The organism is Pseudomonas sp. IT-P258, assembly GCF_949767825.1.
In the GTDB taxonomy this organism is placed as follows: domain Bacteria; phylum Pseudomonadota; class Gammaproteobacteria; order Pseudomonadales; family Pseudomonadaceae; genus Aquipseudomonas; species Aquipseudomonas monachiensis.
Genome location: NZ_CATKPU010000032.1, coordinates 129,019 through 148,301 on the forward strand (window position 1 = coordinate 129,019; position 19,283 = coordinate 148,301).

The following is a 19,283-nucleotide window of genomic DNA, read 5'->3' on the forward strand; positions in this document are numbered from 1 at the left end:
CTTTCGATGGGCGCTTTTTTCATCCGATCAGGTTGCTGATTTATGTTCGAAAACCTATTAGAAAATCTGGGGCTCTCTGCCTTCAGCCTCAAGGGCTTCGGTCCGCTGCTGATGCAAGGCACCTGGATGACGATCAAGTTGTCGGCGTTGTCACTGTTGGTAGCCGTGTTGCTCGGGCTGATCGGCGCCAGTGCCAAGCTGTCAAAAGTCAAACTGATGCGCGTGCCTGCCCAACTCTACACCACACTCATTCGCGGCGTTCCGGACCTGGTCCTGATGCTGTTGATCTTCTACAGCCTGCAAACCTGGCTGACCTCTTTTACCGATTACATGGAATGGGAATACATCGAGATCAATCCGTTCAGTGCCGGGGTCATCACCCTGGGCTTCATCTATGGTGCGTATTTCACTGAAACCTTCCGTGGCGCGATTCTCGCCGTCCCACGGGGTCAGGTCGAAGCGGCCACCGCCTATGGCCTCAAGCGCGGCCAGCGTTTCTGGATCGTGGTGTTCCCGCAGATGATGCGTTATGCCCTGCCGGGTATCGGCAATAACTGGATGGTGATGCTCAAGGCCACGGCCCTGGTGTCGATCATCGGCCTCGCCGATCTGGTCAAGGCTGCCCAGGACGCCGGTAAAAGCACCTATCAGCTGTTTTACTTCCTGGTGCTTGCCGCGCTGATCTACCTGCTGATCACCAGCGCATCCAACTTCATTCTGCGCTGGCTCGAACGTCGTTACTCCGCCGGTACCCGGGAGGCCGTACGATGATCGAACTTCTGCAGGAATACTGGAAACCCTTCCTCTATAGCGACGGCAACAACATCACCGGCCTGGCCATGACGATGTGGCTGCTCAGCGCTTCGATCTTCTTCGGTTTTATCGTGTCGATCCCGCTGTCCATCGCCCGTGTATCGCCGCGCATCTACATCCGTTGGCCGGTGCAGTTCTATACCTACCTGTTCCGCGGCACGCCGCTCTATATCCAGTTGCTGATCTGCTACACGGGGATCTATAGCCTGGCCGCCATTCGGGCCCAGCCCGTACTGGACGCATTCTTTCGCGATGCGATGAACTGCACGATCCTGGCGTTCGCCCTGAACACCTGCGCCTACACCACGGAGATTTTCGCCGGGGCCATTCGCAGCATGAACCACGGCGAAGTCGAAGCGGCCAAGGCTTACGGCCTGACCGGCTGGAAGCTGTATGCCTACGTGATCATGCCGTCGGCCTTGCGTCGCTCGTTGCCGTACTACAGCAACGAAGTGATCCTGATGCTGCACTCGACCACCGTGGCCTTCACCGCGACCATCCCGGACATCCTGAAAGTCGCGCGGGACGCCAACTCGGCGACTTTCCTGACCTTCCAGTCGTTCGGCATCGCCGCGCTGATCTACCTGACCGTCACTTTTGCGCTGGTCGGCCTGTTCCGCCTTGCCGAACGCCGATGGCTGGCCTTCCTCGGGCCGACCCACTAGGACTCAACCAGTTTCAGGAAAAACAGATGCGCCACCAGAAACATGACCTGCTGGCCCCGCTGCCCGGGACCGCACGACAAATCCACAGTTTTCACTTCGGCCCCCAACCGGCCAACGGCAAGATCTACATCCAGGCCTCCCTGCACGCCGACGAAATGCCCGGCATGCTGGTGGCCTGGCACCTCAAGCAACGCCTGGCGGAACTGGAAGCCGCCGGTCGCCTGCGCAGCGAAATCGTGCTGGTGCCCATCGCCAACCCGGTGGGCCTGGAACAGGTACTGATGGATGTGCCGCTGGGTCGCTACGAACTGGAAAGCGGCCAGAACTTCAACCGCTGGTTCGTCGACCTCAGTGAGGAAGTCGGCAACGCGATCGAAGGCAAGCTCAGTGACGATCCGCAGCACAACCTGCAACTGATCCGCAGCAACCTGCGCGATGCGCTGGCCCGGCAGACCGCCGGCACCCAATTGCAATCCCAGCGCCTGACCCTGCAACGACTGGCCTGCGACGCCGACATGGTGCTCGACCTGCATTGCGATTTCGAAGCGGTCGCTCACCTCTACACCACGCCGGATGCCTGGCCGCGGGTCGAGCCGCTGGCCCGCTACATCGGCGCCCAAGCCAGCCTGCTGGCAACCGATTCCGGTGGTCAGTCGTTCGACGAATGCTTCACCCTGCTCTGGTGGCAGTTGAAGGAACGCTTCGGCGAGCACTTCGACATTCCGCCGGGCAGCTTTTCAGTGACCGTCGAACTGCGCGGCCAGGGCGACGTCAATCACCCGTTGGCCAACCGCGACTGCCAGGCACTGATCGACTACCTGATCCATTTCGGCGCGATCGCCGGCGAACCCGCGCCCCTGCCCGACCTGCCCTATCCGGCGACACCGCTGGCCGGTGTAGAACCGGTGGCCACGCCCGTCGGCGGCCTGCTGGTGTTCAGCGCGCTACCGGGCCAGTACCTGGAAGCCGGGCAACTGATCGCCGAGATCATTGATCCGGTCAACGATCTGGTCACTCCCGTTCATTGCGCCACAGCCGGGCTGATGTATGCCCGTTCGCTGCGCCGCATGGCCACTGCCGGCATGGTGATCGCCCACGTCGCGGGCACCGAAGCCTATCGCAGCGGCTATCTACTTTCGCCTTGAGGATGCACGCCCCATGTACAAACTGACCATCGAAGGCCTGCATAAAAGCTACGGCGACCATGAAGTCCTCAAAGGTGTTTCGCTCAAGGCCAAGACCGGCGACGTCATCAGCCTGATCGGCGCCAGCGGCTCGGGTAAAAGTACCTTTCTGCGCTGCATCAACTTCCTGGAACAACCCAATGACGGCGCCATGAGCCTCGACGGGCAGAACATCCGCATGATCAAGGATCGCCACGGCATGCACGTGGCCGACGCCGATGAGCTGCAGCGGATTCGCACCCGCCTGGCCATGGTGTTCCAGCATTTCAACCTGTGGAGCCACATGACGGTGCTGGAAAACATCACCATGGCGCCGCGCCGGGTGCTGGGCTGCGACAGGAAAGAAGCCGAGGATCGCGCCCGGCGCTACCTCGACAAGGTGGGGCTGGCTTCCCGTGTGGCTGACCAATACCCGGCCTTCCTGTCCGGCGGTCAGCAACAACGGGTAGCGATTGCCCGCGCACTGGCCATGGAGCCCGAGGTCATGTTGTTCGACGAGCCGACTTCGGCGCTGGACCCGGAACTGGTAGGTGAAGTGCTCAAGGTGATCCAGGGCCTGGCCGAAGAAGGCCGGACCATGATCATGGTGACCCACGAAATGAGCTTCGCCCGCAAAGTGTCGAGCCAGGTGTTGTTTCTGCACCAGGGCCTGGTGGAGGAAGAAGGCGCGCCGGAAGACGTGCTGGGCAATCCGAAAAGCGAGCGGTTGAAGCAGTTCCTGAGTGGCAACCTGAAGTAACGACTACAGCAAAACCTGTGGGAGCGAGCCTGCTCGCGATAGCGCCGGTACAGCCAGCATTGAAGTTGACTGATCGACCGCTATCGCGAGCAGGCTCGCTCCCACATTTTTTTGATCTGTAATAACTGAGAATCAGGCGACAGGCGCAGGCGGCGGCTCATCCGGCAGCGTAGGTTCACCCGGTTCGTTAGGCTGCTCATTCGGGGTATCAGGATCAGGCTGGCCGGGAATACCCCCTGCCATGCTGACGGGCGGGTGCGCCAACAAGGACCAGGCCAGAACGCCAACCTGATTGGGTTCAAGCCTTGCCAGTTCGGCACTGATTCGCGGATCGATCTTCATTCGGCACTCCTGAGCGATGGCCCGACCCGCCTTGCGCGGATCGGAACAGTACACCCCATAGAGTGTACGCCCGCTCAGGAATTCCCGACATTTGTCAGACGGTTGACTCAGGTGCGCGGCAGGGTCACGCCACGCTGGCCCTGATACTTGCCGCCACGGTCCTTGTAGGACACTTCACACTCTTCGTCAGACTCAAGGAACAGCATCTGCGCCACGCCTTCGTTCGCGTAGATTTTCGCCGGCAGATTGGTGGTGTTGGAGAACTCCAGGGTCACATGGCCTTCCCACTCAGGCTCGAGCGGCGTGACGTTGACGATGATGCCGCAGCGCGCGTAGGTGCTTTTACCCAGGCAAATGGTCAAAACGTTGCGCGGAATGCGGAAATATTCGACGGTGCTGGCCAGGGCGAACGAGTTGGGCGGAATGATGCACACGTCGCTATGGATATCGACGAAGCTGCCGGCGTCGAAGTTCTTCGGGTCGACGATGGCCGAATTGATGTTGGTGAACACCTTGAAATGATTGGTGCAACGCACATCGTAGCCGTAGCTCGACACGCCGTAGGAGATCACACGGCTATCGTCGCTGCCGCGCATCTGGCGCTCGACGAAAGGCTCGATCATGCCGTGTTCCTGCGCCATGCGGCGAATCCACTTGTCCGATTTGATGCTCATGGCGGGTGTCCTGAATAGCGAGGTCGAAAAATTCTGTCCGGCATCTTACCGGGCGCGCCGCCGGGTTCAAAGTCCGCGGTGCAATTCTCGCCGAACAGGCAGGAATTACGGGCTCTGGCGACGAACCGTCACACCGCCGATCCTTAAAACAGAGAAACCTGTGCAAGAAGCATTGGCACGTCCCGGAAAAAGGGTTAAGGTGGCGTCACTGTGCTGCTTGTGTCACTGAGAATCTCTACACGATATGTTGAATTTCGATCCAACCATCTACAAGAATTTTTCCTGCTCTTTGCACTCAGTCTCGGCCAGGGTTCTTCCTGAGTCGCAGTTATCTTTGTTCAAGGAGTTACACCATGTCTAATCGCCAAACCGGTACCGTTAAGTGGTTCAACGATGAAAAAGGCTTCGGCTTCATCACTCCACAATCCGGTGACGACCTGTTCGTTCACTTCAAAGCTATCCAATCCGACGGCTTCAAAAGCCTGAAAGAAGGCCAACAGGTTTCTTTCATCGCTACCCGCGGTCAGAAAGGCATGCAAGCTGAAGAAGTTCAAGTTATCTAACTTGTACTTGCTTTAGTAAAAAGCCCCGCCCTCAACAGCGGGGCTTTTTTGTGCCTATGTGTTTTTCATAGGTAAAAAACATCGCAGCCTGCGGCAGCTCCTACAGGGTGAACATAACTCCCCTGTAGGAGCTGCCGCAGGCTGCGATCTTTTAGCGTCCTACCAGGTCACGCCAAACCCTGCGGTGTAGCGTGTCTTGTCCAGATCCGAATCGTCGGTGCCGCTGATGATGTCGCGCTCCGCCTTCAGGTTCAGCGAAGCCCAGTCAGTCACCTTGTAGCGCAACCCCATCTCGGCATCGAGTGCGTAGTCGGCTACATCCGACAGCGGTTTGCCAACCTCGCCATTGGTAAAGAACTCGACACGCTTGCCAACCAGATAGCGGTTGTAGTCCCACGTCATGGCCAGGGCGTAGAAATTTTCATTGCTGCCATCGGAAAATTCATAATCCGTGCGGTTGACCAGCGAGCCCAGGGAGAATGCTCCGAGTTCGTTATCCCAGAACTGATAGCCGGGACCGGTACCGACCGTGCGCTGCCGGGAAAGATCCTCGACCTTGTCGCGCTTGTAGACCAGACGTCCCTGCCAGAACCATTGCTCGGTCAGGAATCGGTCGATGGAGTACTCGGCCCGCCAGTTGTCCGTGGTCACCACGTCGTCCTGGAACTCACGGTTGTATTCACCTTCAGCGGTGTGCCGCCAGCGACCGTGTCGCGCACTGGTCTTGAAATCGATGTCGTAGTCATCGGTGTCGTTTTCCGCCCGTTGATAATCCAGCGCGACATCGACGTTGCCTTTCCACACCAGATCCTCGACCACCGGTTTTGGCTTGAGAATCTGCTGAATGCTTGCCAGTTCGACCGTCTTTGGTGTATCGCCGTTGGCCAGCGTGACCTTGCCGGCGTCCGCCGCTATCAGCGACTTGGCCTTCTCGCCAGTGTAGGCATCCTGCTTGACCAGCAACTCCTGATCGCTGTCCAGGGTCTTGACCTGTTTCCAGTCGATCGTCACCGCACCGGCGTACTCGGTCTGGATCAGCAGCTTGCCGCCATCGAACAGCGTGATCTTGCCGCTCAGCTTGTCACCGTTCTTCAACCACACGGTATCGGCGAGCAAGGGAGAGGATGCGCCAAGGACGGCGAGACACAGCAGGGATCTGGACAACATAAACAAAATACAGGCTCAGGCTTGCGAGAAAAGTCGGCATTATCCGTAGGAACAAGGCTATGACAAGGACTGACCCGACTATTTCTGTTGAGTTCATTTCTCAACTTCCTGCGCAGGAATTACTCTACAGAGGGTAAAGCAATCTCCCCGAGGACTGACGGACGTGACCGATCCAACCGAAGACCCCGAGAGTGCAGCGCAAATCCGACGCACGGCGCTGTATCTGACACTGGCCCAAGTACCCAAGGGCAAAGTCGTCAGCTATGGCCAACTGGCCGAGCTTGCAGGACTGGGTCGCGCCGCCCGCTGGGTCGGTCGCACCCTCAGTCAACTGCCCGGCGACAGCAAGCTGCCCTGGCACCGTGTTCTCGGTGCAAACGGGCGTATCAGCCTGCCAGCGGGCAGTCCTTCGGGTGATGAGCAGCGCGCACGATTACGCATGGAGGGCATCAGTATCCAGAACAATCGTGTTGATATTCAGCGCCATGGCTGGCGTCCGGTAGAGCACAGCGGTTAGAGTGCGCGCTTTGTTTCCGTATTTCTTGAGGCAGACTCCAGCCCATGCCCCGTAAAACCTGGCGCGCCGCGCTCGCCGCTTATGCCAGCCCCTCGACACTCGTGCTGTTGCTGCTTGGTTTCGCCGCCGGCTTGCCCTACATGCTGGTGTTTTCGACACTTTCAGTCTGGCTGCGTGAAGCTGGCGTGGCGCGTGAAACCATTGGCTATGCAAGCCTGATCGGCCTGGCGTATGCCTTCAAATGGGTCTGGTCACCCCTGCTCGACCAATGGCGACTGCCATTGCTCGGCAAACTCGGTCGACGACGATCCTGGCTCGTGCTGTCTCAGGCACTGGTCATCCTCGGCCTGATCGGGATGGGTTTCTGCGACCCGCAAAAGCATTTGTCGTGGCTGATCGCCATTGCCGTCGTCGTCGCTTTCGCATCAGCGACCCAGGACATCGCGGTCGACGCCTACCGCCTGGAAATCGCCGAAGACAACCGCCAGGCCGCACTCGCCGCCAGCTACATGTCCGGTTACCGGGTCGCTGCGCTGCTGGCTACCGCAGGCGCGCTCTACTTCGCCGAAGGCTTTGGCTCCACCGGCTTCAACTACAAGCACTCGGCCTGGGCCGGCACTTACATCCTGTTCGGTGCCCTGATGGTTCCGGCACTGCTGACCAGCCTGTTCATGCGCGAACCGCCGGTGCCATTGCGCACACAACTGCAGGCCGGTCGTTACAGCTTCGCGCATCAATTGGCATCGGTCTTTGTGCTGATCGTGCTGCTGGTTTCGGTGCCAGCCATGTTCACCCAGCTTTACAACACCGACTTCGCCAGCGTGTTGTTCCAGGGCGTGAGCCTGCTCGACCTGTTGCTGGAGGACCGCGCCTTCCTGCGCGCAATCCTCTACACCACCCTCACCGCCCTGTGCCTCTCGGCCATGGGCCGTCGTGGCCTGGCGCCCGTGTTGACACCGGTCAACGACTTCATCCTGCGATACCGCTGGCAAGCGCTGCTGCTGCTCGGCTTGATCGCCACCTATCGGATGTCCGATACGGTCATGGGCGTGATGGCCAACGTGTTCTATATCGACCAGGGTTTCACCAAGGACCAGATCGCCAGCGTCAGTAAAATCTTCGGCCTGATCATGACCCTGGTCGGTGCCGGCATGGGCGGCCTGTTGATCGTGCGTTTCGGCATCCTGCCGATCCTGTTCATCGGCGGTGTCGCATCCGCGGCGACCAACATCCTGTTCCTGATGCTCGCCGACATGGGCCCCAACCTGAACATGCTGGTGCTGACCATCTCCCTGGACAACTTCAGCTCGGGCCTGGCGACCTCGGCGTTCGTCGCCTACCTGTCGAGCCTGACCAACCTCAAGTTCTCCGCCACCCAATACGCCCTGCTCAGCTCGATCATGCTGTTGCTGCCACGCCTGATCGGCGGCTACTCCGGGGTCATGGTGGAAAAATTCGGTTACCACAACTTCTTCCTGATCACCGCCCTGCTAGGCGTCCCGACCCTGCTGTTGATCGCCTTGCACTGGTTCCAGGAGAACCGCCGTGAAGGCCCGACACCGACGCCGGAACCGATGCAGACCCCGGTCGCCGAAGAGTCGTAGCCCCTTACGCAGGAAAAATCGCGGAGGGCCGAGTGAATCGCGCCCTCCTGCCACACCGCCGACCGCACGCCTGTACGCCAGCGGATCTCGCCCGTACAATGCTCCGTCATTTCTCGTCATCAGCAATCGATAACGGCCAACCATGCGCACCAGTCAATTTTTGCTCGCCACACAGAAAGAAACGCCTTCCGATGCGGTCGTGATCAGCCACCAGCTGATGCTGCGCGCCGGCATGATCCGCAAACTTGCCTCGGGCCTGTACACCTGGCTGCCGATGGGCTTGCGGGTAATGCGCAAGGTCGAAGCCGTCGTTCGTGAAGAAATGAACGCCGCCGGCTCTCTCGAAGTGTTGATGCCGAGCACTCAACCGGCTGAGCTGTGGCAGGAATCCGGGCGCTGGGAAGAGTACGGCCCTGAATTGCTGCGCTTCAAGGATCGCCATGGTCGCGACTTCTGCGCCGGTCCCACCCACGAAGAAGTCATCACCGATCTGATGCGTAACGAATTGAGCAGCTACAAGCAGCTGCCGATCAACCTGTACCAGATCCAGACCAAATTCCGTGACGAAATCCGCCCACGCTTCGGCTTGATGCGCGGTCGCGAATTCATCATGAAGGACGCCTACTCGTTCCACGCCGACCAGCCTTCGCTGCAGGTCACCTATGACCGCATGCACCAGGCCTACTGCAACGTGTTCACCCGTCTGGGCCTGAAGTTCCGCCCTGTAGAAGCCGACAACGGCTCCATTGGCGGTGCCGGCTCCCACGAATTCCACGTACTGGCCGAGTCCGGTGAAGACGACATCGTGTTCAGCAACGGTTCTGACTACGCGGCGAACATCGAGAAAGCCGAAGCCGTGCCTCGCGAAACTTCCCGCGCCGCACCGAGCGAAGAACTGCGTCTGGTCGACACTCCGAACGCCAAGACCATTGCGCAACTGGTCGAAGGCTTCAACCTGCCGATCGAGAAAACCATCAAGACCCTCGTGGTGCACGCAGAAGAGAAAGGCAAGCTGATTGCCCTGATCATCCGTGGCGACCATGAGCTGAACGAAATCAAGGCCGGCAACCAGCCAGGCGTTGCCAGCCCGCTGGTCATGGCTTCGGAAAGCGAACTGCGCGACGCCATTGGCGCCGGTGCCGGTTCCCTCGGCCCGTTGAACCTGCCGCTGCCGATCATCATCGACCGTTCGGTCGAGCTGATGAGCGACTTCGGCATCGGTGCCAACATCGATGACAAACACTACTTCGGCGTGAACTGGGAGCGCGACCTGCCTGTTCCGACCGTTGCCGACCTGCGCAACGTCGTGGCCGGCGACCCGAGCCCGGACGGCAAGGGCACCCTGGAGATCAAGCGCGGCATCGAAGTCGGGCACATCTTCCAGCTGGGCAACAAGTACAGCAAAGCGATGAAATGCGAAGTGCTGGGCGAGAACGGCAAGCCGGTCACCCTGGAAATGGGCTGCTACGGTATCGGCGTGTCCCGTGTGGTGGCGGCTGCCATCGAGCAGAACAACGACGAAAAAGGGATCATCTGGAGCGACACCCTCGCACCATTCCAGATTGCCCTGGTGCCGCTGCGCTACGAGACCGAGCAAGTTCGCGAAGCCACCGACAAGCTGTACGCGGAACTGACCGCTGCCGGCTTCGAAGTGCTGCTGGATGACCGCGACAAGAAAACCAGCCCGGGCATCAAGTTCGCAGACATGGAACTGATCGGCATTCCACACCGGATCGTGGTCAGCGACCGCGGCCTGGCCGAAGGCAACCTGGAATACAAGAGCCGTACCGAGGCCGAGGCACAAGCGCTGCCGGTCGCCGACGTGCTGTCCTTCCTTCAGGCCCGCATCCGCCGCTGATAGCAGATATAGAGACGTCATGTTCAAGCGAAACACCTTAGGCCTCGGTGGCGCCGCCTTGTGCGGCGCCCTGCTGGTCAGCGGCTGTGCCAATCACATGTCACAACGCAGCGAGCACGAGGAACGGGTCGAGCGCAAATTGCTCGATCACAGCCTGCAGATCGATGTCGGTGAGCCCAAGGTGCTTGAGCTTCCGCAACGGCGGGTGAAAATCCACGAGCAGAAGACTTTCGAAGTCACCGAGTACGAAGTCACGCGTCACTACGACCGCTACACGCCGTACCAACCCTGGCGGGAGATTTACGAAATCCCGCTGGGCGCGGTGGCCGTGGTGGCGGGTGTCGGTGCCAACGTGGTCAACGTATTCGCCCTCGGCAATCTGCCGGACAGCGTGACCAAGGACTGGCTGAGCTACGGTTTTGCCGGGCTCAACCCGTTCATGAACGTACAGTCCCACGGTCGCGCGCAGCAGAACCTGGCCGGTATTGATGAAGTCCAGCGCGACAAACGCACGGAATATTCAAGCCTGCCCTGGAGCGAGCGCCCGGTCGAGGTCAAGGCCGGCAAGGAAACGTTCGAACTGACCACCGACAAAAACGGCGTGTTGCGCCTGAACCTGTTGGACAACCCGTTCGCCGAACATGACATCAATCATCTGAGCCGGCTGCTGATCCGTGTCGAGGATGCCCAGGACGACGTACACACTGACTCCTCGCTAGCCGTCAGCAGCACCTTGCGCAGCAAGCTCTATGAGGCCCACGGACTGATTTATGACGATCTCGAAGGCGACGAAGTCAATCAGTGGGTCCACCGGGTCAAGCGCCTGTCGGAACTGGGTCTTGAAGAAGAAGCCAGCGAACTGGAACAGAGCCTGATCGAACTGACGCGCAATGATCCAGAATTGCAGGCCGAATTCCTCAAGTCACTGGCCCGCAATGGCGAGCGACTGGTGGCGAATCCGGGGCTGAACTAAACGCCAAAAAAGATCGCAGCCTGCGGCAGCTCCTACAACAGATCGCGTTCTTCTGTAGGAGCTGCCGCAGGCTGCGATCTTTTTTTTCAGAATTTACCGCTCAAACAACTCCATCTGCTCGAACCCGCCCCGCAAGTCCTCCAGCCGCACGCCGACACCCAACAACCGCACCGGTTTACCACCGCGATTGAAGGCCTGAGTCAGCATTAACTGATAACTGCCCAGATCCCGCCCTGCCCCGGCCTGCTCCAATGTCGTCTGGGTGAAGTCGTGAAACTTCACTTTGACGAATGGCTTGCCCGGACGATAGCTGCTGTCGATTCGCGCCATGCGACCCGCCAGGGTCTCCAGCAGTTCGGGCAACTTGTCCAGGCAACTCTTCAGGTCCGGCAGGTCAACGTCGTAGGTATTTTCAACACTGATCGACTGACGACGACTATCGTTGTGTACCACACGGTCATCGATCCCACGGGCCAGGCTCCAGAGTCGCTCGCCAAAGCTGCCGAATTCACGCACCAGCGCCAACTTGTCCCACTCGCGCAATTGCAGGCAATCGATGATCCCCAGCTTGCCGAGCTTGTCGGCGGTGACTTTGCCGACACCGTGCAACTTGTTCACGGGTAAACCGCTGACAAAGTCCTCGACCTGATCCGGGGTGATGACAAACAGGCCGTTGGGCTTTTTCCAGTCACTGGCGATCTTGGCCAGAAACTTGTTCGGCGCCACACCCGCCGACACGGTGATATGCAACTGGTTGGAAACCCGGCGCCGGATGTCCTGGGCGATTCGCGTCGCACTGCCTGCGAAATGCGCGCTGTCCGACACATCGAGGTACGCCTCATCAAGCGAGAGCGGCTCGATGATCTCGGTGTAATCGCGAAAAATCGTGTGGATTTCCCTGGACGCTTCTCTATAGGCATCCATGCGTGGCTTGACGATGGTCAGGTCCGGGCACAGCTTCAAGGCATGCCCGGAGGACATCGCCGAACGCACCCCGTACGCTCGCGCCTCATAATTGCAGGTGGCGATCACCCCGCGCCGGTCCGCCGACCCGCCCACCGCCAGTGGTTTACCGGCGAGGCGTGGGTCGTCGCGCATTTCGATGGCTGCATAGAAGCAGTCACAATCGACGTGGATGATCTTGCGTTGAGTCATAGCAAAGCCGTGTTCATGGCAAAGAAAAGGCGTCATGGCGTGCCGGATAAACAGTATCTCACCGACACCTGTATATAGCACCAGTAGTCTGAATGTTCTTTTCCATTCGTAGGAAGAGTCGATTGTGAATTTATTTTTTCAATCGAAAAATTACTTTCAATAGACGCGCAGGCCTTGTCCTGCCTGCCTCACAGACCTGTCGATCGCCCCTTTTGAATGCTAACCGATTGAACAGGAAGAGGTTTTATCGGAATTGGAGGTTGACACCCGAGCGCATCTCTATAGAATGAGCCACACAGACGCGGGATGGAGCAGTCTGGTAGCTCGTCGGGCTCATAACCCGAAGGTCGTCGGTTCAAATCCGGCTCCCGCAACCAAACATCAAGAAAGGCTACTCGAAAGAGTGGCCTTTTTTGTGCGCGCTCGTTTTGTAGCGCCGAATGCCGGAACAAGGCCTGGAGCTCAACGGGACCGAAACCGGAAATCGTTCTGATTCCGAAACTTAGGCCATCCCTGCGACCGTTTGCCGCGATTCAACGTTTATTTGACCTGCTTCAGGATTAACGGTTGACACCCCGGCGTATCTCTATAGAATGCCGCCACACAGACGCGGGATGGAGCAGTCTGGTAGCTCGTCGGGCTCATAACCCGAAGGTCGTCGGTTCAAATCCGGCTCCCGCAACCAAACATCAAAAAAGGCTACTCGAAAGAGTGGCCTTTTTTGTATCTGTTGAAAAAGTCCTTTCGCAACAATGACCTGTCACTGTGTAGCAAGCCGTTTTGGAAGCCCCCATGCGCCGGGTTCGAACTATGCTCTATCGCAGGCTGAAGCCTTCACGACTGATGACGCGCCGTCCCCGCTTCCGGTGATAGGCGTTAATATTTGTGATTATTTTTTTCTACAGGGATTGGTAACTTGGCTGGATACCTCCATCCTGTCGCGCACAATCCAAGAGGTGATTGATGCGCGCCAACTCGTCTGATTCACAAGACACTGTCACAGCGGAACAACCGATCAATGCCGAGCGCCTGCGCCTGCTTGATCGATTGAGCAAGTACCGTCAACCCATTGGCCTGGCGGTCACCCTGCTGCTGTTCGCGATCGCGCTGATTGCCTGTCGCCACCTGTTGAGCGAACTCGACCTTTACGCGCTGCACGATTCGATCCTCGATGTTCCAAAACCTGCCTTGATGGGCGCACTGGGCGCTACCGTGGCGGGCTTCATCATTCTGCTCGGCTACGAATGGTCGGCCAGCCGCTATGCCGGAGTGAGCCTGGCACCGCGTGAATTGGCGCTAGGTGGTTTCACGGCCTTTGCCATCGGCAACGCCATTGGTCTTTCAATGTTGTCTGGCGGTTCGGTTCGCTATCGCCTCTATGCCCGTCATGGCCTGGGGGCGGCTGAAGTCGCGCGCATGACGTTGTTCGCCAGCCTCTCACTGGGTTGCGCCCTGCCACCCCTGGCCGCCCTGGCAACGCTCAGTGACCTGCCAGCCGCGTCCACCGCCCTGGGTCTCTCCGAGACGTTGCTGGGTGTGGTGGCGAGCGCCGTGCTCGTGCTGTTTTCGGTGCTGGCCATCGGTATCTACCGTCGTCGGCTGCCGGAACAGCCTTACCCGGACAACCTGCTGGTCAGGGTCGGACGCCGCACCTTGCGCCTGCCCGGGCGTCGCCTGACATTCCTGCAATTGATCATCACCGCCCTGGACGTCGCCGCCGCTGCCACGGTGCTCTATCTGCTGCTGCCGGAAACACCGCCCTTCGGTGCTTTCCTTCTGGTTTACCTGCTGGCCCTGGCCGCGGGCGTGCTCAGCCATGTGCCGGGCGGCGTCGGGGTGTTCGAGGCCATTTTGCTGGCGGCCTTTTCCGACACCCTGGGCGCTGCGCCACTGGCGGCTGCCCTGCTGCTCTATCGTTTGATCTATGTGGTCTTGCCCTTGCTGGTGGCCTGCCTGTTGTTGCTGATCAACGAAGGCCAGCGCCTGTTCCAGACACGCCAGACGTTGCGCGCGGCCTCGGGCCTGGCGGCTCCGATACTGGCGGTGCTGGTGTTCCTGTCCGGTGTTGTCCTGCTGTTCTCCGGCGCCACCCCGGAAATCGATACCCGCCTGGAACACATCGGTTTTCTGATCCCCCATCGACTGGTCGATGCCTCGCACTTCGGTGCCAGCCTGGTCGGCGTACTTTGCCTGTTGCTGGCCCAGGGGCTGCGTCGCCGGCTGTCGGCCGCGTGGATGCTGACCACCATTCTGTTGCTGGTGGGTGCCCTGCTCTCGCTGCTCAAAGGCTTCGACTGGGAAGAAGCCAGCCTGATGGTGCTGACGGCGAGCCTGCTCGGGGTATTCCGCCGCTCGTTCTATCGCCCGAGCCGCCTGACCGAACTGCCCTTCTCGCCCTTGTATCTGGTGGCCAGCCTCTGCGTACTCGGTGCGTCGATGTGGCTGCTGCTGTTCGCTTACCAGGACGTTCCCTACAGCCACCAACTCTGGTGGCAGTTCACCCTGGACGCCGACGCCCCTCGCGGCCTGCGTTCGCTGCTCGGCGCCGCTGTGCTGCTGGTGGTGGTGTCCCTGACCTGGCTGCTGCGCACCGCGCGCCCGGTTATTCACCTGCCCACGCCCGACGAACTGGAGCGCGCCAGCAAGATCCTCATGGCATCGGCCCAACCGGATGGCGGCCTGGCCCTGACCGGTGACAAGGCGCTGCTGTTTCACCCCAATGACGAAGCCTTCCTGATGTACGCCCGTCGCGGCCGCAGCCTGGTGGCGCTGTATGACCCGATCGGCCCGGGCCAGCAACGGGCGGAAATGATCTGGCAGTTCCGCGACCTGTGCGACATCCACCACGCCCGTCCCGTGTTCTATCAAGTGCGTGCAGAGAACCTGCCGTACTACATGGACATCGGCCTGACCGCGATCAAGCTCGGCGAAGAAGCCCGGGTCGACCTCAAGCGTTTTGATCTCGAAGCCAAGGGCAAGGAGATGAAGGACCTGCGCTACACCTGGAACCGTGGCACCCGTGACGGCCTGTCCCTGGAAATCCATGAGCCGGGCCTGGCGCCGATGGAAGAACTCAAGGTGATTTCCGATGCCTGGCTGACCGGCAAGAACGTCCGCGAGAAAGGTTTTTCGCTGGGCCGCTTCAGCGATGACTACCTCAAGCATTTCCGCATCGCGGTGATTCGTTTCGAAGGGCGCCCGGTGGCGTTCGCCAACCTGCTCGAGACCTACGGCCATGACCTGGCCAGCCTCGACCTGATGCGTGCGCATCCGGATGCCCCGAAGCTGACCATGGAGTTCATGATGGTCGGCCTGATTCAACATTATAAAAACCATGGATACGCGCGTTTCAGCCTGGGCATGGTGCCGTTGTCGGGGTTGCAACCCCGTCGCGGCGCGCCATTGACCCAGCGCCTGGGCTCGATGGTATTCCGCCGTGGTGAGCAGCTGTACAACTTCCAGGGCTTGCGCCGCTTCAAAGACAAGTTCCAGCCTGATTGGGAACCCCGTTATATGGCCGTGCCCGCCGGACTCGATCCGCTGGTTGCGCTGGCCGACACTGCCGCCCTGATCGCGGGCGGCTTGACCGGATTGGTGAAACGCTGATGATTCAACGCTCCTTGCGGTATGTATTGGGCACGCTGGTGATAGTGACCCTGATTCTCGGAGGCGGTTTCTGGTACCTGAAACGCCCGGCACCGGAACCGACCCTCCAATTGCTGACCCCGGCCGATGGTGCGGTGATGACCCGTGTCATCCCCGGCACCACGCCACGCGCCCAGGTGCTGGTGGCGGTCAATGAAGACCAGAAACTCAGCGACAAGCAATTGATGACCCTGAGCCGTAGCGGTTCGGCGCAAATTGTCCAGGTGATCCTGCCCAAGGACTGCCTGCTGCAAAGCCGTGCCCTGCAATCGGGGCTGCGGGAACTCAAAGGCCCGGCGACCCTGGTCAGCGGCATCGGCCCTGGCGCCGTGCTGGCCTGGCGCTGGTTGTCCGAGCAAAAGGACGACAAGGCCCAAGCCGTCTCGGTCGACCTGGCCCTGGAAAAGGGTGGCTGCACGCACCTGTTGCCCAAAAGCGCCGCCCACGGCCACTGGCTGGCGGCGTGGAACGACAACCCGGACGACACCAGCGCCGGCTTTGTGCGTGATCAACCGAACGCCGAAACCAGCATCAGCGACTACGACATCAACCTGCCGCAGGTGCTGAACAACGAACTGCGCAAGATCCTCGTCGGCGGCGACAAAGCCGCTGGCGGCCTGCAGATCCCGGTGGTCGAAGTGCCAGCAGGCCAGGCCAGGGACACCGTGACCCTGTTCCTGTCCGGTGACGGTGGCTGGCGCGACCTCGACCGCGACGTGGCGGGCGAGATGGCCAAGATCGGCTACCCGGTGGTCGGCATCGACACCCTGCGCTACTACTGGCAGCACAAGAGCCCGGAGCAAAGCGCGCTGGACCTGGCTGAACTGATGCAACACTACCGGCAGAAATGGGGCACCAAACGCTTCATCCTGACCGGTTACTCGTTCGGTGCCGACGTACTGCCGGCGATCTACAACCGCCTGGCCGAATCGGAACAGCAACGCGTCGACGCGATCATCCTGCTGGCCTTCGCCCGTACCGGCAGCTTCGAAATTGAAGTCGAAGGCTGGCTCGGCAACGCCGGCAAGGAAGCCGCCACCGGCCCGGAAATGGCCAAGCTGCCAGCCGCCAAAGTAGTGTGCATCTACGGTGAGGAAGAAACCGACGAGAGTGGCTGCACCGACAAGACGGCGGTGGGCGAAGCCATCAAACTGCCTGGCGGTCATCACTTCGACGAGAACTATCCGGCGCTGGCCAAGCGCCTGGTGGATGTGATTGAGAAGCGGCAGGTGAAGGAAGCCGAAACGACCGCTCAGGAGTGATCTGATAGAGCCTCCCAAAAAGATCGCAGCCTTCGGCAGCTCCTACAGGGTGTACACATTCCAATGTAGGAGCTGCCGAAGGCTGCGATCTTTTGAACTTACTCTTGCCCTAGAACACAAAAGCCCCCGCTGCCGCAATGGCAACGGGGGCTTTTTGATGAGGCTTACATTTCCACCTGCGTCCCCAACTCAATCACCCGGTTCAGCGGCAGATTGAAGAACCGCAAGTTGCCGTTGGCGTTCTGCAACATGAACGCAAACAACCCCTCGCGCCAACGGGCCATGCCTTCGAGCTTGGAGGCAATGACCGTCTCGCGGCTGAGGAAGTAGGTGGTACGCATCGGGCTGAAATCCAGTTCATCGAGGTGGCACAGTTTCAGCGCCTGCGGTACGTCCGGCTCATCGGTGAATCCGAAATGCAGGATGACGCGGAAGAAACCTTCGCCGTAGGAATCGACCTCGAAGCGCCGTTGTAGTGGCACCCGCGGGATGTCTTCGTACACCACCGTCAGCAACACTACTTGCTCGTGCAACACTTGGTTATGCAGCAGGTTGTGCAGCAACGCATGGGGCACAGCATCCGCCCGCGCTGTCAGGAACACGGCGGTGCCCTGAACTCGATGGGGCGGTTGTACGGCAATGCTGCTGATGAAGATCGGCAGCGGCAATCCACCCTCATCGATGCGCTCGACAAGCAATTGCTTGCCGCGCTTCCAGGTAGTCATCAACACAAACAGCACAATACCGGCGATCACCGGGAAAGCCCCGCCCTGGACGATTTTCGGCACGTTGGCGGCAAAGTACAGGCCGTCCACCAGCAGAAAACCGAGCAGCACCGGAACGGCGAAAAGCGGTGGCCATTTCCACAACAGCAATATCACGGCTGACACCAGGATGGTGGTCATCAGCATGGTCCCGGTCACCGCCACACCATAGGCCGAGGCCAGGGCTCCGGAAGATTCGAACCCCAGCACCAGCAATACCACGCCGACCATCAGCGCCCAGTTCACCGCGCCAATGTAGATCTGGCCCTGTTCGGCACTGGAGGTGTGCCGGATGTGCATGCGCGGAATGTAACCGAGCTGGATCGCCTGACGGGTCAGGGAAAACGCACCGGAAATCACCGCTTGCGAGGCGATCACCGTGGCCAGTGTCGACAAGCCGACCAGCGGGATCAATGCCCAACTGGGTGCCAGCAAGTAGAACGGGTTACGAGCCGCTTCCGGGTCACCCAGCAACAAGGCACCTTGACCAAAATAATTGAGCACCAGCGCCGGCAGCACCAGGAGAAACCAGGCGCGAGCAATCGGCTTGCGACCGAAGTGGCCCATGTCCGCGTACAGCGCTTCGGCACCGGTCAATGCCAGTACTACAGCGCCAAGAATTGTCACGCCCATTCCCGGGTGGTCGATGAAGAAGCGCACACCCCACACCGGGTTCAACGCTTCCAGGACCTCTGGATGCTGGCTGATGCCATAGACGCCCAATGCACCCAGCACAAGAAACCAGGTGACCATGATCGGCCCGAACAAAATGCCGATGCGCGCCGTACCGTGACGCTGGATCAAAAACAGCGCGACCAGCACCACCAGCGACAGCGGCACCACCCAATGGTCGATCCCGTCGAACGCCAACCCCAGGCCTTCAATCGCCGACAGTACGGAGATCGCCGGGGTGATCATGCTGTCGCCATAGAACAACGCCGCGCCGATCAGCCCGCAGACCACCAGCAACGTACGCAATTTGGCGTGCCCCGCCGCCGCCCGCCGGGCCAGTGCGGTCAAGGCCATGATGCCGCCTTCGCCCTGGTTGTCGGCGCGCAGCACGAACATCATGTACTTGATCGACACGACCCAGATCAGCGACCAGAAGATCAGTGCCAGAATCCCCAGCACCCCGTCATGGTTGACCGGTACGCCGTAGCCTCCGGAAAACACTTCCTTGAGGGTGTACAACGGACTGGTGCCGATATCGCCATAAACCACCCCGACTGCCGCGACCAGCATGCCGATCGGCTTGACCGCCGAATGCTCGGCACCCGCAGCCTGACTACTTGCCTGACCCATCCACCACTCCTACTTCTCAGACCCTGGCCTCTTTGAAAGAAGCACTATGCTTTGTC

16 protein-coding genes and 2 tRNA genes are annotated in these 19,283 nt (G+C 59.9%); 13 read left to right on the plus strand and 5 right to left on the minus strand.

The features are described from left to right. Positions 1 to 42 precede the first annotated feature (42 nt). The 4 genes from ACM6G4_RS13180 to ACM6G4_RS13195 are packed head-to-tail and all read left to right on the plus strand — an operon-like array spanning position 43 to position 3,401. On the plus strand, positions 43 to 771 hold the full coding sequence (locus tag ACM6G4_RS13180; RefSeq protein ID WP_056720874.1) for an ABC transporter permease: 729 nt from the start codon (positions 43 to 45) through the stop codon (positions 769 to 771). Continuing rightward, complete coding sequence (locus ACM6G4_RS13185) at positions 768 to 1,478, plus strand: ABC transporter permease (RefSeq protein WP_056720877.1); 711 nt, start codon at positions 768 to 770, stop codon at positions 1,476 to 1,478. The genes ACM6G4_RS13180 and ACM6G4_RS13185 overlap by 4 nt, the downstream gene beginning before the upstream one ends. Before the next feature lie 26 nt (positions 1,479 to 1,504). After that, the gene (locus tag ACM6G4_RS13190; RefSeq protein ID WP_414913855.1) at positions 1,505 to 2,623 is read left to right on the plus strand and encodes a succinylglutamate desuccinylase/aspartoacylase family protein; all 1,119 of its coding nucleotides are present in this window, start codon (positions 1,505 to 1,507) and stop codon (positions 2,621 to 2,623) included. Positions 2,624 to 2,636: 13 nt separating this feature from the next. After that, the gene (locus tag ACM6G4_RS13195; protein ID WP_095965070.1) at positions 2,637 to 3,401 is read left to right on the plus strand and encodes an ABC transporter ATP-binding protein; all 765 of its coding nucleotides are present in this window, start codon (positions 2,637 to 2,639) and stop codon (positions 3,399 to 3,401) included. Between the two features lie 132 nt (positions 3,402 to 3,533). Here the strand turns inward: ACM6G4_RS13195 and ACM6G4_RS13200 are convergent, their stop codons facing one another. After that, positions 3,534 to 3,743: a hypothetical protein gene (locus tag ACM6G4_RS13200; protein ID WP_033047523.1), complete on the minus strand. Its 210-nt coding sequence runs from the start codon at positions 3,741 to 3,743 to the stop codon at positions 3,534 to 3,536. A gap of 107 nt (positions 3,744 to 3,850) precedes the next feature. Beyond that, positions 3,851 to 4,417 (minus strand): dCTP deaminase, encoded by a 567-nt coding sequence (dcd, locus tag ACM6G4_RS13205; RefSeq protein ID WP_007940589.1) that lies wholly within the window; start codon positions 4,415 to 4,417, stop codon positions 3,851 to 3,853. 353 nt (positions 4,418 to 4,770) lie between these two features. Between dcd and ACM6G4_RS13210 the strand changes: the two genes are divergently transcribed. After that, a complete protein-coding gene (locus ACM6G4_RS13210) occupies positions 4,771 to 4,980 on the plus strand; it encodes a cold-shock protein (protein WP_002554837.1) in 210 nt (69 codons plus the stop codon). A 159-nt stretch (positions 4,981 to 5,139) separates the two neighbouring features. On the opposite strand, the gene ACM6G4_RS13215 is transcribed toward ACM6G4_RS13210, so the two are convergent. Beyond that, entirely contained in the window at positions 5,140 to 6,147 is a 1,008-nt protein-coding gene (locus tag ACM6G4_RS13215; protein ID WP_414913856.1) for a DUF481 domain-containing protein, read from the minus strand. Between the two features lie 163 nt (positions 6,148 to 6,310). Here ACM6G4_RS13215 and ACM6G4_RS13220 point away from each other — a divergent pair, with 163 nt between their 5' ends. From ACM6G4_RS13220 to ACM6G4_RS13235, 4 genes are all read left to right on the plus strand, one after another. Further along, positions 6,311 to 6,664: an MGMT family protein gene (locus tag ACM6G4_RS13220; RefSeq protein WP_056720885.1), complete on the plus strand. Its 354-nt coding sequence runs from the start codon at positions 6,311 to 6,313 to the stop codon at positions 6,662 to 6,664. Between the two features lie 44 nt (positions 6,665 to 6,708). Continuing rightward, positions 6,709 to 8,268 carry an AmpG family muropeptide MFS transporter gene (locus ACM6G4_RS13225; protein WP_056720887.1) on the plus strand — a complete coding sequence of 520 codons (1,560 nt, stop codon included), beginning with the start codon at positions 6,709 to 6,711 and terminating at the stop codon, positions 8,266 to 8,268. A 142-nt stretch (positions 8,269 to 8,410) separates the two neighbouring features. Further along, positions 8,411 to 10,126 (plus strand): proline--tRNA ligase, encoded by a 1,716-nt coding sequence (locus tag ACM6G4_RS13230; RefSeq protein WP_056720889.1) that lies wholly within the window; start codon positions 8,411 to 8,413, stop codon positions 10,124 to 10,126. Positions 10,127 to 10,145: 19 nt separating this feature from the next. After that, positions 10,146 to 11,099, plus strand: coding sequence for a hypothetical protein (locus tag ACM6G4_RS13235; protein WP_056720892.1), 954 nt, complete (start codon positions 10,146 to 10,148; stop codon positions 11,097 to 11,099). Between the two features lie 93 nt (positions 11,100 to 11,192). On the opposite strand, the gene dinB is transcribed toward ACM6G4_RS13235, so the two are convergent. Beyond that, positions 11,193 to 12,254, minus strand: a complete 1,062-nt coding sequence (dinB, locus tag ACM6G4_RS13240; RefSeq protein ID WP_056720894.1) for a DNA polymerase IV — start codon at positions 12,252 to 12,254, stop codon at positions 11,193 to 11,195. Between the two features lie 300 nt (positions 12,255 to 12,554). On the opposite strand from dinB, the gene ACM6G4_RS13245 reads away from it, so the two are divergent. The 4 genes from ACM6G4_RS13245 (at position 12,555) to ACM6G4_RS13260 (ending at position 17,161) form a co-directional block, all read left to right on the plus strand. Then, positions 12,555 to 12,631, plus strand: a tRNA-Met gene (locus ACM6G4_RS13245). 231 nt (positions 12,632 to 12,862) lie between these two features. Then, positions 12,863 to 12,939: transfer RNA gene (locus ACM6G4_RS13250), tRNA-Met, on the plus strand. 278 nt (positions 12,940 to 13,217) lie between these two features. Further along, complete coding sequence (gene mprF, locus ACM6G4_RS13255; protein WP_056720896.1) at positions 13,218 to 15,860, plus strand: bifunctional lysylphosphatidylglycerol flippase/synthetase MprF; 2,643 nt, start codon at positions 13,218 to 13,220, stop codon at positions 15,858 to 15,860. Beyond that, the gene (locus tag ACM6G4_RS13260) at positions 15,860 to 17,161 is read left to right on the plus strand and encodes a virulence factor family protein (protein WP_223542159.1); all 1,302 of its coding nucleotides are present in this window, start codon (positions 15,860 to 15,862) and stop codon (positions 17,159 to 17,161) included. Before mprF ends, ACM6G4_RS13260 begins: the two co-directional genes overlap by 1 nt. A gap of 164 nt (positions 17,162 to 17,325) precedes the next feature. Here the strand turns inward: ACM6G4_RS13260 and ACM6G4_RS13265 are convergent, their stop codons facing one another. Next, complete coding sequence (locus tag ACM6G4_RS13265; RefSeq protein ID WP_414913857.1) at positions 17,326 to 19,227, minus strand: potassium transporter Kup; 1,902 nt, start codon at positions 19,225 to 19,227, stop codon at positions 17,326 to 17,328. Between the last annotated feature and the right edge of the window lie 56 nt (positions 19,228 to 19,283).

Bases quoted from the DNA above. Each gene is read 5' to 3' on its own strand.
- ACM6G4_RS13260 (WP_223542159.1), top strand. From the start codon at position 15,860: ATGATTCAACGCTCCTTGCGGTATGTATTGGGCACGCTGGTGATAGTG.
- ACM6G4_RS13235 (WP_056720892.1), top strand. From the start codon at position 10,146: ATGTTCAAGCGAAACACCTTAGGCCTCGGTGGCGCCGCCTTGTGCGGC.
- ACM6G4_RS13265 (WP_414913857.1), bottom strand. From the start codon at position 19,227: ATGGGTCAGGCAAGTAGTCAGGCTGCGGGTGCCGAGCATTCGGCGGTC.
- ACM6G4_RS13210 (WP_002554837.1), top strand. From the start codon at position 4,771: ATGTCTAATCGCCAAACCGGTACCGTTAAGTGGTTCAACGATGAAAAA.
- mprF (WP_056720896.1), top strand. From the start codon at position 13,218: ATGCGCGCCAACTCGTCTGATTCACAAGACACTGTCACAGCGGAACAA.
- ACM6G4_RS13195 (WP_095965070.1), top strand. From the start codon at position 2,637: ATGTACAAACTGACCATCGAAGGCCTGCATAAAAGCTACGGCGACCAT.
- ACM6G4_RS13230 (WP_056720889.1), top strand. From the start codon at position 8,411: ATGCGCACCAGTCAATTTTTGCTCGCCACACAGAAAGAAACGCCTTCC.
- dinB (WP_056720894.1), bottom strand. From the start codon at position 12,254: ATGACTCAACGCAAGATCATCCACGTCGATTGTGACTGCTTCTATGCA.
- ACM6G4_RS13225 (WP_056720887.1), top strand. From the start codon at position 6,709: ATGCCCCGTAAAACCTGGCGCGCCGCGCTCGCCGCTTATGCCAGCCCC.
- ACM6G4_RS13185 (WP_056720877.1), top strand. From the start codon at position 768: ATGATCGAACTTCTGCAGGAATACTGGAAACCCTTCCTCTATAGCGAC.
- ACM6G4_RS13215 (WP_414913856.1), bottom strand. From the start codon at position 6,147: ATGTTGTCCAGATCCCTGCTGTGTCTCGCCGTCCTTGGCGCATCCTCT.
- ACM6G4_RS13200 (WP_033047523.1), bottom strand. From the start codon at position 3,743: ATGAAGATCGATCCGCGAATCAGTGCCGAACTGGCAAGGCTTGAACCC.
- ACM6G4_RS13190 (WP_414913855.1), top strand. From the start codon at position 1,505: ATGCGCCACCAGAAACATGACCTGCTGGCCCCGCTGCCCGGGACCGCA.
- ACM6G4_RS13180 (WP_056720874.1), top strand. From the start codon at position 43: ATGTTCGAAAACCTATTAGAAAATCTGGGGCTCTCTGCCTTCAGCCTC.
- dcd (WP_007940589.1), bottom strand. From the start codon at position 4,417: ATGAGCATCAAATCGGACAAGTGGATTCGCCGCATGGCGCAGGAACAC.